Here is a 14228-nt window from a genome sequence, read left to right on the forward strand (position 1 = left end):
GCAAAGATCGCACGAGGTAGTCAAGGTAGCACTCAGGGTGAGACAAGAGGGCGTGCCCGCGCAAGAGGCCCGGCCCGCCGCGCTCAGACCGCGCGGATCCAGCCTCCGGCGCGCCCCTCGTCCCCTTGGTCCACTTCGTCGCCCGCGCCGCCCAGGGCGCGGAAGTCGTAGCGCAGGCCGTCCGCCGACAGGGCGATCAGGGAGACCGAGGTGGTGCCCCACACCCGGCCCTCCTCGATCTCGACGAGCGGGAGCAGCGACGCCGGGTCGGTGCGGGCCAGCCCGCCGCCCTCGGCCAGCGGCAGCCACTCGCCCCATGCCTCCTGGACGGTACGGGCGTCCGGGCGCGGCTCGGGGCGCGCGGCGGCGGCGAACAGCGGCCGGAAGTGCCCCAGCCGAGCGATCATGTGCATGTCCTCGGTCTCGCCGGCCCGCTGCCCCTCCCCCTCCAGGCCGCTGTTGAGGACCATGTGCAGGCCCGGCCCCAGCTCGCGCTCGGCGAGCTCCGCGCCGTTCCAGTGCCAGAGCCGCACCGTGCCGGGCTCGGCGCCGATCAGCAGGAACGGGTCGAAGCGCGGCAGGTCGATCCGGCCGAGCTTGCCGTCGGCGGCGACCCGCAGCGGCAGCTCGCCGCGCGAGAGGCGGGTCTCCTCGGGCGGCATCGGGCCGCGGGCGTTGAGGACGGTCGCGGCGCGCACCGCGACCGGGTCGGCGGCCAGCCAGGTCCCTCCGGCGCGGCGGTCGCGGCCGCCGACCAGCCGCGGCCGGTCCGGCCAGTGCCGGGCGGGCGGGTCCCAGGAGCGCGCGGTGAACTCGTCGCGCACGCCCACGAGGATGACGGGGACCGGGGAGGAGGGGTCGACGCTGACGATCGCCGTACACATGGCCCCTATTTGAGCATCATGCCCGAAATGCCCGCCGCACCGGGGTCCGCTACATCGGCGGCCAGGGGATCGCCGGCCAGTCCTCCGGCGGGTACGGGTGGATGCGGTGCTTGAGCATCAGGTCCACCCGGCGCCGCGTCGCGTCCACCTCGTCGCGCGTCAGCAGCTCCCCCAGCCGCTCCCCCAGCGGCCCCGACCGCAGCTCCGCCTCCACCCGGCCCAGCGCCTCGACGGCCTCGCCGGTCAGCTTCTTGCCGCGCCACTGCCACAGCACCGTGCGCAGCTTGTACTCCACCGAGAAGCACACGCCGTGGTCGCAGCCGTACACGTGCCCGTCGCCCGGCGGCAGCAGGTGCCCGATCTTGCGGTCGGCGTTGTTGACGACCGCGTCGAACACCGCCATCCGGCGGATCGCCGCGTCGTCGGAGCGCGACAGCGCCACCAGGTCCACGTCCGGGTCGGGCTCCACCCACAGCTGCACCATGCCGGGCCCGTACGGGCCGTCGCGGTGCACGGTGGGCGGCACCACGTCCAGCGCCATCGCCTTCGACACCTCGTACGCCGCCACCTCCCGCTCGGCGAGCGTCCCGTCGGGGAAGTCCCACAGCGGGCGCTCCCCCGCGACCGGCTTGTAGACGCAGGCCGCGCTCAGCCCGTCCAGCTCGATCGCGCAGTACAGCGTGGCGTTGGACGCCTGGACCAGCCGCCCCTCCACCGCCAGCCGGCCGCGCGCCAGCAGCGCCTCCGCCGCCTCGGTGTCGCGGGGCGACACGGCGCGCCCGTCGCCGGCGGGGGAACGATCCCGGGAGGACTGCGTCATGCGTTCATTCTTCCGTCCGTCCCGTCCATGATCCAGCACACCCGATCCGCCCCGTGTCGTTCGCCGTTCCTGAACCGTTCCCGGCCGCACCGGCCGTTCTAGCCGAGATACCCGTTCTGCCGGGGGCAGACATGCCCCTCGGAGTCCAGCGGCAGCCCGCACAGCGGGCACGGCGGCCGGCCCGCCGCCACCACCTTCAGCGCCCGCTCGGCGAACGCCCTCGCCTGCGCGGCCGTGATCCGCACCCGCAGCACCGCGATCGCCGGATCGTCCTCGCCGACCTCGGCGTCGTCGTCGCCCTCGGTGACCTCCTGGGCCTCGATGACGACGTGCTCGTCCTCGGGGTCCCAGGCCAGCGCCATCGTGCCGACCTTGAACTCCTCCTCCACCGGCTGGTCGAGCGGCCCGTCGTCGCGCAGCTCGGCCGGGGTCGCCGCCGGCACCGGCGCGTCGCCGCCGCTGCGGCGCAGCACCTCGTCCAGCAGCTCCTCCAGCCGCTCGGCCAGCAGGGTCACCTGGAACTTCTCCAGCCCCACGCTGGTGACCCGGCGGCCCGACCGGGCCTGCAGGTAGAAGGCGCGGTCACCGGGCCGCCCCACGGCCCCGGCGACGAACCTTTCCGGCAGTTCATAGGAGATGACGGGCATGACTCGACCCTACGCGCCGCCGCCCACCGCCGCGTCACCGTCTCCCCCGCCGGCACCGCCGCCGGTCTCGCCGGCCTCGCCGGGCGGCGGCGGCAGCAGATCCTCGACGCCGCCGCCGGTGTCGTTCAGCCGCACCAGGAACGGCCGCAGCTCGGTGTAGCGGATCACCGTCAGCGAGGCGGGCGCGGCCTGGATCCGCTGGAACTGGTCCAGGTGCAGGCCCATCGCGTCGGCCACGATCGCCTTGATGATGTCGCCGTGGCTGCACACCGCGTACGTCGCGTCCGGGCCGTGCTCGGCGGCGACCCGCGCGTTCCAGTCGCGCACGGCGCTCACCGCGCGGTGCTGCGCGTCCGCCATCGCCTCGCCGTCCTCGCCCGGGAAGCGGGCCGCGCTGGGGTGGGCCTGCACGACCTTCCACAGCGGCTCCTCGGCCAGCTCCTTGAGCGGGCGGCCGGTCCAGTCGCCGTAGTGGACCTCGCCGAAGCGCTCGTCCAGCTCGATCTTCTCCACCGGCGTGCCGTGCGCCCGCACGACGGCCTCGGCGGTCTGCACGCAGCGGTCCAGCGGGCTGGACACCACGGCGGCCAGCGGGACCGGGGCGAGCCGGGCGGCCAGGTCCCGCGCCTGGGCGCGCCCCCGGTCGTCCAGGCCCAGTCCGGGCGTCCAGCCGGCGAGCAGCGGGCCGGTCATCGCGGTGAGGCCGTGCCGCACCAGCAGAAGCGTCGTCACGCCAGGCACTCTACGAGATCACCGCGGCCGCCGATCTCCGCCGCGGGCCGCCCGGGGTTCCCCGGGCGGCGCCCGATGCGCCAGGATGGACTCCTGTGATCGTCGACAAGGCCATCTACGCCCGGGGCGTGCGGCGCGACATCGAGGGCGACATCAGCGACGCCTTCGACGCGGCGCGCGCCGAGACCGCGCGGGCCGCCGGCGGCGGGCCCGCGGGCTGCTTCGTGTGGATCGGCCTGCACGAGCCGACCCCGGACGAGTTCGCCCTCGTCCGCGAAGAGCTGGGACTGCACCCGCTGGCCGCCGAGGACGCCGTCTCCGCCCACCAGCGGCCCAAGCTCGAACGCTACGGCGACACGCTGTTCGTCGTGCTGAAGACGCTGGTCTACAAGGACGCCACCTCCGACATCGAGGTCGGCGAGATCATGCTGTTCCTCGGCGACGGCTTCGTGGTGACCGTCCGGCACGGCGAGGGCAACCCCCTCAAGCCGGTCCGCGACCGGCTGGAGGGCGACGCCGAGCTGATCGGGCACGGGCCCGCCGGGGTGCTGTACGCGGTGTGCGACGAGGTCGTCGACCACTACGGGGTGGTGACCCGCGAGGTGGAGCTGGACATCATCGAGCTGGAGCGCGCCGTGTTCCGGCCCGGCCCCGCCGACGTCACCGCCGACATCTACTCCCTCAAGCGGGAGGTGCTGGAGTTCCGCACCGCGCAGGACCCGCTGATCCCGGTGCTCCAGGAGATCGTCCGCGGCCGGGTGCCCGAGTGCCGCGGCGCCCAGGAGTACTTCCGCGACGTGCTGGACCACCTGCTGCGCGTGGACGCCCAGGTCGACGCGCACAACGAGCTGCTGAACAGCGTGCTCACCGCGCACCTGGCGCTGATGGGCAAGCAGCAGAACGAGGACATGCGCAAGATCTCCGCGTGGGCGGCCGTCATCGCGGTGCCGACCATGATCGCGGGCCTGTACGGCATGAACTTCGACTACATGCCCGAGCTGCGCTGGCTGTACGGGTACCCGACCGTGATGCTGGTGATGGTGGCCGTATGCGTCATCGTCTACATCCGGCTCCGCAAGAGCGGTTGGCTGTGAAGGGGCCCGCGGGGCTCAAGGGCCGGGCGCGGCCGCCGCGCCCGCCGCGCCGGCGGCACAAGATCTGGCCGGCCACGGTGATCACGCTCGTGCTGCTGTGGATCCTGCTGATCTTCCTGCTCGTCCACCACGGGCCGCGGCTCCCGCGCTGGCCCGCCACCGCCGCGCCCGTTCCCGCGGCCGGGCCGGCGGCCGGTCAGAGCTTGGCGACGCCGTCCGCGTCCGGCCCGGGGTCCTGACCGGTGCCCGCCGCGGGGCCGGCGGGGTTCTCGGGGGGCACGGTGTACGCGGAACGGTCCGGGCGCGGCGCCGAGGCCAGCAGCGCCGCCCACAGGTGCGACTCGGCGTCCCGCGACTCCAGGCGCCGCCGCACGGACTCGATCCGGCCGCCGGTGGGCAGCGTCAGCCACAGCAGCAGCGGGTAGCCCAGCGCGAACCCGGCCACGTACACCGGCTCGCTGCGGAACGCGATCGCCAGCGCCAGGCCGAGCAGGATCACGCCCTCGGCCAGCGCGTACCGCACCATGAGGGCCTGCCGGAAGTGGCCCAGGGCCTCGGCGGCGGCGGCCCGGGGCGCCCGGCCGGGGCTCATCGGGGGCGGGGTGCGCGGGCCGGCGGCCGCGACCGCCGCCGCCGCGGCGGCCAGGGCGAGGCAGCACCACGGCACCGCGGCGGTGACCGCCTCGCCGCGGACGATCAGCGGCGTGATGGCCAGGATGAGCACCGGCGCGGCCACCAGGACCAGCACGAGGCGGCGCAGCTGCCCGATGACCGATCCGTCCCGCACCGAGGCGAGGAAACCGGGGTCCCGCTCGCGGCCCGCGCCGAAGAGCGGCTCGACGGCCGTGCCGTCGTCGGGTCCGGGCCCCGGCGAGTACATCGAGAACTGCGGTGGCGCCATGGCCGAGCACTCTAACCCGCGGCACCCCGGCGGGTCACCGGGTCGCGGTCCCGCTACTGTTCCGACCATGGAAGAGCGTCACCTCGGGCGAAGCGGGCTCGTGGTGTCCCGGCTGGGCCTGGGCACCATGACCTGGGGGCACGACACCGAGCCCGAAGAGGCGGCCGCGCAGCTGACGGCGTTCGTCGAGGCCGGGGGCACCCTGATCGACACCGCCGACGTCTACAGCGACGGCCTGAGCGAGCGGATCCTCGGCCACCTGCTGCGCGAGACGGTCGACCGGGACGCCGTCGTCGTCGCCACCAAGGCCGCCATCCGGCCCAACGGGCGCTACGACGCGTCCCGGCGGCACCTGCTGGGCGCGCTGGACGCCTCGCTGGACCGGCTGGGGCTGGAGTACGTCGACCTGTGGCAGCTGCACGCCTACGACCCGGCCACGCCCCTGGAGGAGACGCTGTCGGCGCTGGACGAGGCGGTCGTGTCGGGCCGCACCCGCTACGTCGGGGTGTCCAACTACGCCGGCTGGCAGATCGCCAAGGCGGGCGCGTGGCAGCGCGCCTGGCCCGGCCGCGAGCCGATCATCTCCGCCCAGCTGGAGTACTCGCTGCTGCGCCGCGACATCGAGCGCGAGGCGGTGCCCGCGGCGCTGGACGCCGGCGCCGGCCTGCTGCCGTGGTCGCCGCTGGGCCGCGGGGTGCTGACCGGCAAGTACCGCACCGGGATCCCGGCGGGCTCGCGCGCCGCGGCGCCGCACTTCGCCGACTTCGTCCAGCCGTACCTGGACGAGGAGTGCGCGCGGATCGTGGAGTCGGTGGTGACCGCGGCCGAGGGGCTGGGCGTGACGCCGCTCAGCGTGGCGCTGGCGTGGGTGCGCGACCGGCCGGGGGTGGCGGCGCCGATCGTCGGGGCGCGGACGGCGGCGCAGCTGGAGCAGGCGCTGCTGACCGAGGGCCTCACGCTGCCGATGGAGATCCGGGCGGCGCTCGACGACGTTTCCGACATGGCGCCCGCATCCCCCTGACGGGGCCGTTCATCGACTACGATCCGGTCCCCGTGACCGACTCGCACTCCGACTCGTACCCCGGCTCCCCCTCGGAGGCCGTTCCCGCCGCCCCCGCCGCCCCGGACGCGCCGGAAGCGCCGCCCGTCCCCGATGAGCGGGCCGAGCGCGCCGCGCTCGCCGAGCTGTTCGCCGCGACGGGCGTGCCGGAGTCGCTGGCGGGGCGGGCGCTGGCGCGGCTCGGGGCGGGCGCGGCCGGGCGGCTGCGGGAGGACCCGTGGCGGCTGCTGCGCGTGCCGGGGGTGGCGCCGGCGCAGGCCGACCACTTCGCCCGCCGCGCGCTCGGCGACCTGGCCCGCCCGGACGACCCGCGGCGGGGCCGGGCGCTGGTGGTCCACCTGCTGACCGAGGCGGCGCGGCACGGCCACACGATCACGCCGCCCGCCGACGTGGTCACCGCGCTGGAGCGGCTGAACGTGCCGGACCCGCGGGCCGCGGTGGAGGCCGCCCTCGCCGACGCCGAGGTGATGTCCCTGGCGGAGGAGCCGGAGTTCGACGAGGCCGCGCTGGAGGAGGCGGACGAGATCCCCGAGCCGGAGGAGGTCCTCGGGCTGGCGCGATGGGCGATGGCCGAGGAGGCGGCGGGCGAGGGGTTCCAGCGCCTCACCGCCACGGCCGCGCCGCTCCTGGACGACGACGCGATCAAGGCGCTGCGGTCGGGGCTGGCCGAGGACCGCTCGCTGGCCCTCACGGCGGCGCTCCGCACCGGCGTCAGCGTGCTGCGCGGGACGGCCGGCGACCTGGCCCGCACGGCGGCGGGCATCGCCGCGGCCGCCGCCGGGCAGGGCGTGCGGGCGGCCGTCGTCACCCCGACCGCCAGGGCCGCGGCCGACCTGCTCGCCGGCCTGCTCGCCGACCTGGGCGCCGAGCCCGCGTACCGCGTCACCGGCCTCCACCCGCTGCTGGAGCCCCGGGAGGGCCTGGAGGTCGTCTTCGCGCGCGGGGAGCAGCACCCCCTGGACCTCGACCTGGTGATCGTCACCGACGCGGCGCAGCTGGACGTGGAGCTCTGCGCGGTCCTGGTGGAGGCGTGCGCCGACGGCACGCACCTGGTGCTGTGCGGCGAGCCGGGCGCGCTGCCGCCCGCCGGTCCGGGCCGGGCGCTGGACGATCTGGAGGCGTCGGAGACCGTGCCGGTGGTCGAGCTGGAGCCCGGCCCGCCCGGCGACCCGCTCGCGGCGCTCACCGCCGCCGTGCGGGGCGGCGAGCTGGCGGCCGTGGAGGCGCCCGGCAAGGAGGTCGTGATCGTCCCGGCGGCGGGCGCGGAGGAGGCCGTGCACCGGGCCGTCCAGCTGGTGACCGACTCGATCCCGCGCGCCCTGGGGATCCCCGTGGAGGACGTGCAGGTGCTGGCGCCGGCCGCCGCGGCCGCCGCGGCGCTCAACACGGCGCTCAAGGCCCGGCTCAACCCCGGCCCCGGCCGGTACGCCGGATTCGACCCGGGCGACCGCGTGCTGGTCGCGGCGCCGCTGCCGCAGGCCGCGGTGGGCGAGACCGGCACGGTCGCCGGCGCGGACGCCGAAGGGCTGCGCGTGGAGTTCGCGGGCGGCACGGCGGTCGTGCCGCCGGCGCTGGCGTCGCGGCTGCGGCACGGCTGGGCCGCCACGGTGGCGCTGGGCCGGGGCGCGCGGCGGCCGGCCGTGGTGGCGGTGCTGCCGCCCGACGGCGGCGACGACACCGCGGGGCTGTCGCGGCCGCTGGTGGCCATCGCCTTCGGGCTGGCCCGCCGGCACCTGTCGGTCGTGCAGGCCGCGGGTCCGGCGCTGGCCCAGGCCGTCCGGGAGCGGCAGGCGCCGCCCCGCCGCACCCGCCTGGCCAGGCTGGTCGTCCTCTGAACGGGCGGGGCTGACGGTACGCGCAACGCCGATGTGAACGCGCGTGTCGAGGTTTGGCCGGGTGCCTTCGAGGCAGAAATGCACCGAACGGCGTTCTTGTGGCGAGACGCGCGTCTCACTAGGCTTATTGGCGATTCGTCAATAGCGTCGGAGGAGTGAGATGCCCCAGCAGCGCCTGAAGCGACTCGGTTCGGCCACGGCGGTCTCGGCGGGCGGGGCGCTGGTCCTGGTCGCCCTCAGCGCGCCCCCCGCGGCCGCCGCGGCCCCGGCCGCCGCGCCGTGCCCCAAGGGCACCGACCCGGCCAGCACCATCGAGAACTGGAAGTGCCAGCTCGACAACATCCGCGAGGGCCTGGAGCCGAAGAAGCCCGCGACTCCGGCGCCCTCCCCCACCAGGACGGCCAAGCCCCCCAAGAAGGAGACCGGGGCCAAACCCGCGCCGTCCGAGCGCAAGCCGAAGAGCCCGGGGCGCAACGGCGGCGGGAACGGTCCCAAGGTGCAGGCGCCGCCGTCCGGCGTCAGCCCCCAGACCGCGCCCGGCGGCCTGCGCCCCTACACCCCCGAGAGCGGCGCGCCGGACCTGCCCGGGCTGCTGCCCTCGCCGGAGGTCGCCGACGACCCGCCGGCCGGGGCGATGCCGGAGACCAGGCTGACCGCCCCGGTCGCCGCCACCGCGCCGCAGAGCACCCCCTCCATGCTGTGGGTCGCCGCCGCGGCCGGAGCGGCCGGAGCCGTGGGCGCGCTCAACGTCAGCGTCCTGAGCCGACGCTTCCGCCACGCCCGCCGCTGACACTTCTGGGACCCTCCGGAACGCCGGACGCCCGCCGCGGGTCGCGGCGGGCGTCCGGTGGGGTCCCGGTCAGGTCGACGGGGCGCCGATCGCGTGCAGACCCCCGTCGACGTGGACGATCTCGCCCGTCGTCGCCGGGAAGAAGTCCGACAGCAGCGCCGCGCACGCGCGCGCCGTCGGCTCGCTGTCCTTGATGTCCCAGCCGAGCGGGGCCGCCTGCGGCCACAGCTCGGTCATCCCCTCGAAGCCCGGGATGCTCTTGGCCGCCATCGTCGCCAGCGGCCCGGCCGCGACCAGGTTCACCCGGATGCCCTGCGGGCCCAGGTACTTGGCCAGGTAGCGGGACGTCGACTCCAGCCCGGCCTTGGCCACGCCCATCCAGTCGTACACCGGCCACGCCTTGGTGGCGTCGAAGTCCAGGCCGACCACCGAGCCGCCGCCCTTCATCAGCGGCAGGCAGGCCATCGTCAGCGACTTCAGCGAGTACGCCGAGGCGTGCACCGCGACGGCGACGTCCTCCCACGGCGTGTCCAGGAAGTTGCCGCCCAGCGCGGTCTGCGGCGCGAAGCCGATCGCGTGCACCACCCCGTCGAGCCGGTCGAAGCCGTGCTCGCGCAGGCCGTCGGCCAGGCCGTCCAGCTGCTCGGTGTTGGTGACGTCCAGCTCCAGCACCGGCGGCGGGTTGTCTCGCCCGGTCGGGAGCCGCTTGGCCGTGCGCGCCGTCAGCGTCGGCCGCGGGAACGCCGTCAGCGCGACCTCCGCGCCCTCCTGCTGCGCGATCCGCGCCACGTGAAAGCCGATCGAGGCGTCGGTGAGGACGCCGGTGACCAGGATCCGCTTGCCTTCCAGGATGCCCATGTCAGTGCCCCATTCCCAGGCCGCCGTCCACCGGGATCACGGCCCCGGTGATGTAGGCGGCGTCCTCGCTCGCCAGGAAACGCACCGTCTTGGCGACCTCCTCCGGCCGGGCCGTGCGGCCCAGCGGGATGACCTTCTTGATGGCGTCCTGCTGCTCCTCCGACAGCTCCGCGGTCATGTCGGTGTCGACGAAGCCGGGCGCCACCACGTTCACCGTGATGTTGCGGGAGGCCAGCTCGCGCGCCAGCGACCGGCCGAAGCCGACCAGGCCCGCCTTGGACGCGGCGTAGTTGGACTGGCCCGCCGAGCCGAGCAGCCCCACCACCGACGACACCAGGATGATGCGGCCGCCGCGGTTGCGCATCATGCCCTTCACCGAGCGCTTCGCCACCCGGTAGGCGCCGGTCAGGTTGGTGTCCAGGACGGAGGTGAACGCGTCCTCGCTCATGATCGCCAGCAGGGTGTCCTTGTTGATGCCGGCGTTGGCCACCAGCACCTCGACCTTGCCCTGCTCGGCCTCGACCTTGCCGAACGCCGCGTCCACGTCCTCGGAGCTCGTCACGTCGCACCGGACGCCGAACAGGCCCTCGGGCGGCTCGCCGGATCGGTAGGTGACCGCGACCGCGTCACCTCCGGCCGACAGCTCGCGGGCGATGGCCAGGCCGATGCCCCGGTTACCGCCGGTCACGAGGACAGAGCGACTCATGGTCGTACCTCTCGGTCGAAGGGAAGGGCCGTGGTTCTCCGGCTCGCTCACAACAGTCATGGACTGTATCGACCCTCCGGCGGCGACGAGATGTGCCGTTCCGACAAGATCTGATCACCGCGTTTGTTCCGGCCGCGCCACGCGCGGGACGGGGTGCGCGCGGGGTGACAAAGGGTAGGTTGCGGTAGGTGCATGACATCGATCCCGCTTTCACCGCGCTGCCATTGCGCGCGCTCGCCGACGCGGCGCTGACCCGGGCCCGGGAGCTGGGCGCCGAGCACGCCGACTTCCGGCTCGAGCGCGTCCGCAGCCAGACACTGCGCCTGCACGACGCCTCCCTGGAGACCGCGCTGGACGCCGACGACGTCGGGCTGTCGGTACGGGTCGTCAAGGACGGCACGTGGGGCTTCGCCGCCGGCGTCGACCTGACCACCGCCGGCGCGGCCCGGGTGGCCGAGCAGGCCGTCGAGGTCGCCGCCGTGGCCGCCGCCGTCAACCGCGAGCCCATCGAGCTGGCGCCCGAGCCGGTGCACGGCGAGCGGACGTGGGTCTCGGCGTACGAGACCGACCCGTTCGACGTGCCGACCGCCGAGAAGGCCGCCCTGCTCGCCGACTGGAGCCGCCGCCTGCTGGGCGACGACCGCGTCGACCACGCCGACGCCACCCTCCTCCAGGTCAAGGAGAACAAGTTCTTCGCCGACCTGGCCGGGACCGTCACCACCCAGCAGCGGGTGCGGCTGCACCCCGTGCTGACCGCCGTCGGCATCGGCGACGGCCTGTTCGACACGATGCGGACGATCGCGCCGCCGGTCGGCCGCGGCTGGGAGTGGCTGACCGGGGACCACTGGGACTGGGACGGCGAGCTGGCCCGGATGCCGGAGCTGCTGGCCGAGAAGCTGGCCGCGCCGTCGGTCGACGCCGGCGCCTACGACGTCGTGATCGACCCGTCCAACCTGTGGCTGACCATCCACGAGTCGATCGGCCACGCCACCGAGCTGGACCGCGCGCTGGGCTACGAGGCCGCCTACGCCGGCACCTCGTTCGCCACCCCCGACAAGCTCGGCACGCTCCAGTACGGGTCGCGGGTGATGAACGTGACCGGCGACCGGACCGCCGAGCACGGCCTGGCCACCATCGGGTACGACGACGAGGGCGTGCGCACGCAGGAGTTCGACATCATCTCCGGCGGCGTGTTCACCGGCTACCAGCTGGACCGCCGCATCGCCCGGCTGACCGGCGAGGAGCGCTCGAACGGCTGCGCGTTCGCCGACGCCGCGTCCAGCATGCCGCTGCAGCGGATGGCGAACGTGTCGCTGAGGCCCGCGCCGGACGGCCCCTCCACCGAGGAGCTGATCTCGGGCGTCGACCGCGGGATCTACATCGTCGGCGACAAGAGCTGGTCGATCGACATGCAGCGCTACAACTTCCAGTTCACCGGCCAGCGGTTCTACCGGATCGAGAAGGGCCGGCTGGCGGGGCAGCTGCGGGACGTGGCGTACCAGGCGACCACCACCGACTTCTGGAACTCGATGGAGGCCGTGGGCGGGCCGGAGACGTACGTGCTCGGCGGGGCGTTCAACTGCGGCAAGGGCCAGCCGGGGCAGGTCGCGCCGGTCAGCCACGGCTGCCCGTCGGCGCTGTTCCGCGGCGTCAACATCCTCAACGCGCTGAAGGAGGCCGGCTCATGAGCGAGCCGCAGGGGCGCGGCGGCGCCTGGACTGACGAGCGAGGAACGAGTGAGGAGGGAAGGCGCCGCCAGAAGGCGCCCCGGAGGCGAGCGGAGGGCATGAGCCATGCGAGCGGGGTGATGCGGCCGCAGGAGGCGGTCGAGCGGGCGCTGGAGCTGTCGCGCGCCGACGACTGCCTGGTCATCGCCGATGAGTCCAGCACGGCCAACCTGCGCTGGGCGGGCAACACGCTGACGACCAACGGCGTCACCCGGTCCGGCCGGCTGACGGTGATCGCGCTGCGCCGTACCGGCGAGGGCGTGGCGGCCGGGGTGGTGTCGCGCGCCGCGGTGACCGCGGCCGAGCTGGAGGACCTGGTCCGGGCCGCCGAGGCGGACGCGGCGGGCAACGCCGCCGCCGAGGACGCGGCGCCGCTGGTCACCGAGTCGGCGGGGGGCGGCGCGTGGGACGACGCGCCGGCCGAGACCGGCATCGGGGTGTTCGGGGCGGTCGCGCCGGCGCTCGGCGAGGCGTTCGCGGAGGCGGAGGCCGGCGGGCGGCGGCTGTACGGGTTCGCCAACCACGTGGTCACCTCGACCTACCTGGGCACGTCGGCGGGGCTGCGGCTGCGGCACGACCAGCCGACCGGGCTGCTGGAGCTGAACGCCAAGGGCGCGGGCGGCTCGGCGTGGGCGGGCGTGGGCACCCGCGACTTCGCCGACGTGGACGTGCCGGGCCTGGCCGGCGGGCTGGCCCGCCGGCTGGAGTGGGGCGAGCGCCGGATCGACCTGCCCGCCGGGCGGTACGAGACGATCCTGCCGCCGAGCGCGGTGGCCGACCTGATGATCTACCTGTACTGGTCGGCGGGCGCGCAGGACGCCCACGACGGCCGCACGGTGTTCAGCGCGCCGGGCGGCGGCACCCGGATCGGCGAGAAGCTGTCGGGGCTGCCGGTGACGCTGTCCAGTGACCCGCGGGCGGCGGGGCTGGAGTGCGCGCCGTTCGTGGTCGCGCACGCCTCCAGCCGCGAGTCGTCGGTGTTCGACAACGGCCTGCCGCTGGCGGCCACCGAGTGGATCTCCGGCGGGACGCTGAACGCGCTCACCCAGACCCGGCGGTCGGCGGCGCTCACCGGGCTGCCGGTGACGCCCTCGGTCGACAACCTGACGATGACCGTGCCGGGCGGCGGCGCCTCGCTGGACGACATGGTCGCGCGCACCGAGCGCGGGCTGCTGCTGACCTGCCTCTGGTACATCCGGGAGGTCGACCCGCAGAGCCTGCTGCTGACCGGCCTCACCCGGGACGGCGTGTACCTCGTCGAGGACGGCGAGGTCGTCGGCGCGGTGAACAACTTCCGGTTCAACGAGAGCCCGGTCGACCTGCTCGGCCGGCTCACCGAGGCCGGCGCGACCGCGCCGACGCTGCCGCGCGAGTGGTCGGACTACTTCACGCGGGCGGCGATGCCGCCCGTGCGGGTCGCCGACTTCAACATGTCGACGGTGTCCCAGGCGTCCTGAGCGAGCCTCTGCGGGCTCGCGACGCGCTCTGTTCGGGCGGCCTCCGGTACGGCACCGGAGGCCGCCCACGGCTTCCTGGGGTGCGCGCGGGCACCGTCAGGAGTCCTCAGGAATCCTCCAGGCGGAAGCCGACCTTCAGCCCGACCTGGTAGTGCGCCACCTCCCCGTCCACGATCTGGCCGCGCACCTGGGTCACTTCGAACCAGTCCAGGTGCCGCAGCGTCTGCGACGCGCGTCTGATGCCGTTGCGCACGGCCTCGTCGACGGAAACGGGCGAGGTGCCGACGATCTCGGTCACCCGGTACGTGCGGTCGCTCATAGGGCCCTCCTGCTGTCGCCTCCCGGCCATCCAGGGCATACCGTGGAATCGTGAGAGTCATTCCCCGCAAGAGGGCCCAGGTCTCCGACGTCTACACGGTGACCAACGCGCCCTTGCCCATGTCGGAGGACATCGCACACCGGCAGCGGCGCTACCTCGTCTCGATGGGCATCCGGACCGGCTGCTTCCTCGGCGCGGTCCTCGCCGGCGTGCTCGGCGCGCCGCTGTGGCTGGTCGGCCTGCTGATCGTCGGAGCCGTCTTCCTGCCCTACATCAGCGTCGTCGTCGCCAACGGCGGGCGGGAGCCGCAGGCGGCGGCCCGGTTCGAGGAGCCCGATAGCCCGCACCACAAGGGCATTTCCGGACACCGCCCAGAAATCGGGTCGTGACTTTCTCTT

16 protein-coding genes are annotated in these 14228 nt (G+C 74.8%); 8 read left to right on the top strand and 8 right to left on the bottom strand.

What is annotated here, in order from left to right; all coding sequences use genetic code 11:
* Positions 1–83: 83 nt before the first annotated feature.
* The 4 genes from ACA361_RS31245 to ACA361_RS31260 all read right to left on the bottom strand — a co-directional run bounded on the left by ACA361_RS31245 (position 84) and on the right by ACA361_RS31260 (position 3083).
* Complete coding sequence (locus ACA361_RS31245; protein WP_375017948.1) at positions 84–884, bottom strand: NRDE family protein; 801 nt, start codon at positions 882–884, stop codon at positions 84–86.
* 49 nt (positions 885–933) lie between these two features.
* Positions 934–1704: an SCO1664 family protein gene (locus tag ACA361_RS31250; RefSeq protein ID WP_375017950.1), complete on the bottom strand. Its 771-nt coding sequence runs from the start codon at positions 1702–1704 to the stop codon at positions 934–936.
* 98 nt (positions 1705–1802) lie between these two features.
* Positions 1803–2351 carry a DUF3090 domain-containing protein gene (locus ACA361_RS31255; RefSeq protein ID WP_375017952.1) on the bottom strand — a complete coding sequence of 183 codons (549 nt, stop codon included), beginning with the start codon at positions 2349–2351 and terminating at the stop codon, positions 1803–1805.
* A gap of 9 nt (positions 2352–2360) precedes the next feature.
* Complete coding sequence (locus tag ACA361_RS31260) at positions 2361–3083, bottom strand: histidine phosphatase family protein (RefSeq protein WP_375017954.1); 723 nt, start codon at positions 3081–3083, stop codon at positions 2361–2363.
* 95 nt (positions 3084–3178) lie between these two features.
* Here ACA361_RS31260 and corA point away from each other — a divergent pair, with 95 nt between their 5' ends.
* Positions 3179–4177, top strand: coding sequence for a magnesium/cobalt transporter CorA (corA, locus tag ACA361_RS31265; RefSeq protein WP_375017956.1), 999 nt, complete (start codon positions 3179–3181; stop codon positions 4175–4177).
* A complete protein-coding gene (locus ACA361_RS31270; RefSeq protein WP_375017958.1) occupies positions 4174–4416 on the top strand; it encodes a hypothetical protein in 243 nt (80 codons plus the stop codon). Before corA ends, ACA361_RS31270 begins: the two co-directional genes overlap by 4 nt.
* Here ACA361_RS31270 and ACA361_RS31275 read toward each other — a convergent pair.
* A complete protein-coding gene (locus ACA361_RS31275; protein ID WP_375017960.1) occupies positions 4374–5078 on the bottom strand; it encodes a hypothetical protein in 705 nt (234 codons plus the stop codon). The two genes, ACA361_RS31270 and ACA361_RS31275, sit on opposite strands and share 43 nt — an antisense overlap.
* Positions 5079–5145: 67 nt before the next feature.
* Here ACA361_RS31275 and ACA361_RS31280 point away from each other — a divergent pair, with 67 nt between their 5' ends.
* The 3 genes from ACA361_RS31280 (at position 5146) to ACA361_RS31290 (ending at position 8763) form a co-directional block, all read left to right on the top strand.
* The gene (locus ACA361_RS31280) at positions 5146–6099 is read left to right on the top strand and encodes an aldo/keto reductase (RefSeq protein WP_375017962.1); all 954 of its coding nucleotides are present in this window, start codon (positions 5146–5148) and stop codon (positions 6097–6099) included.
* A 32-nt stretch (positions 6100–6131) separates the two neighbouring features.
* Positions 6132–7973 carry a helix-hairpin-helix domain-containing protein gene (locus tag ACA361_RS31285; protein ID WP_375017964.1) on the top strand — a complete coding sequence of 614 codons (1842 nt, stop codon included), beginning with the start codon at positions 6132–6134 and terminating at the stop codon, positions 7971–7973.
* Between the two features lie 160 nt (positions 7974–8133).
* Positions 8134–8763 carry a hypothetical protein gene (locus ACA361_RS31290; RefSeq protein WP_375017966.1) on the top strand — a complete coding sequence of 210 codons (630 nt, stop codon included), beginning with the start codon at positions 8134–8136 and terminating at the stop codon, positions 8761–8763.
* 69 nt (positions 8764–8832) lie between these two features.
* Here the strand turns inward: ACA361_RS31290 and fabI are convergent, their stop codons facing one another.
* Together fabI and ACA361_RS31300 are read right to left on the bottom strand one after the other, a co-directional pair.
* On the bottom strand, positions 8833–9621 hold the full coding sequence (gene fabI / locus ACA361_RS31295) for an enoyl-ACP reductase FabI (protein WP_375017968.1): 789 nt from the start codon (positions 9619–9621) through the stop codon (positions 8833–8835).
* A 1-nt stretch (position 9622) separates the two neighbouring features.
* The gene (locus ACA361_RS31300) at positions 9623–10327 is read right to left on the bottom strand and encodes a beta-ketoacyl-ACP reductase (protein ID WP_375017970.1); all 705 of its coding nucleotides are present in this window, start codon (positions 10325–10327) and stop codon (positions 9623–9625) included.
* A 188-nt stretch (positions 10328–10515) separates the two neighbouring features.
* Here ACA361_RS31300 and ACA361_RS31305 point away from each other — a divergent pair, with 188 nt between their 5' ends.
* The gene (locus ACA361_RS31305; protein ID WP_375017972.1) at positions 10516–12015 is read left to right on the top strand and encodes a TldD/PmbA family protein; all 1500 of its coding nucleotides are present in this window, start codon (positions 10516–10518) and stop codon (positions 12013–12015) included.
* 98 nt (positions 12016–12113) lie between these two features.
* Positions 12114–13511 (top strand): metallopeptidase TldD-related protein, encoded by a 1398-nt coding sequence (locus ACA361_RS31310; RefSeq protein ID WP_375017974.1) that lies wholly within the window; start codon positions 12114–12116, stop codon positions 13509–13511.
* A 106-nt stretch (positions 13512–13617) separates the two neighbouring features.
* Here ACA361_RS31310 and ACA361_RS31315 read toward each other — a convergent pair whose 3' ends face one another.
* Positions 13618–13830 carry a dodecin gene (locus ACA361_RS31315; protein ID WP_375017976.1) on the bottom strand — a complete coding sequence of 71 codons (213 nt, stop codon included), beginning with the start codon at positions 13828–13830 and terminating at the stop codon, positions 13618–13620.
* Positions 13831–13880: 50 nt separating this feature from the next.
* On the opposite strand from ACA361_RS31315, the gene ACA361_RS31320 reads away from it, so the two are divergent.
* Positions 13881–14219: a DUF3099 domain-containing protein gene (locus tag ACA361_RS31320; RefSeq protein WP_375017978.1), complete on the top strand. Its 339-nt coding sequence runs from the start codon at positions 13881–13883 to the stop codon at positions 14217–14219.
* Positions 14220–14228: the final 9 nt, after the last annotated feature.

It is taken from the genome of Actinomadura sp. 21ATH (assembly GCF_041951345.1).
Lineage (GTDB): Bacteria > Actinomycetota > Actinomycetes > Streptosporangiales > Streptosporangiaceae > Spirillospora.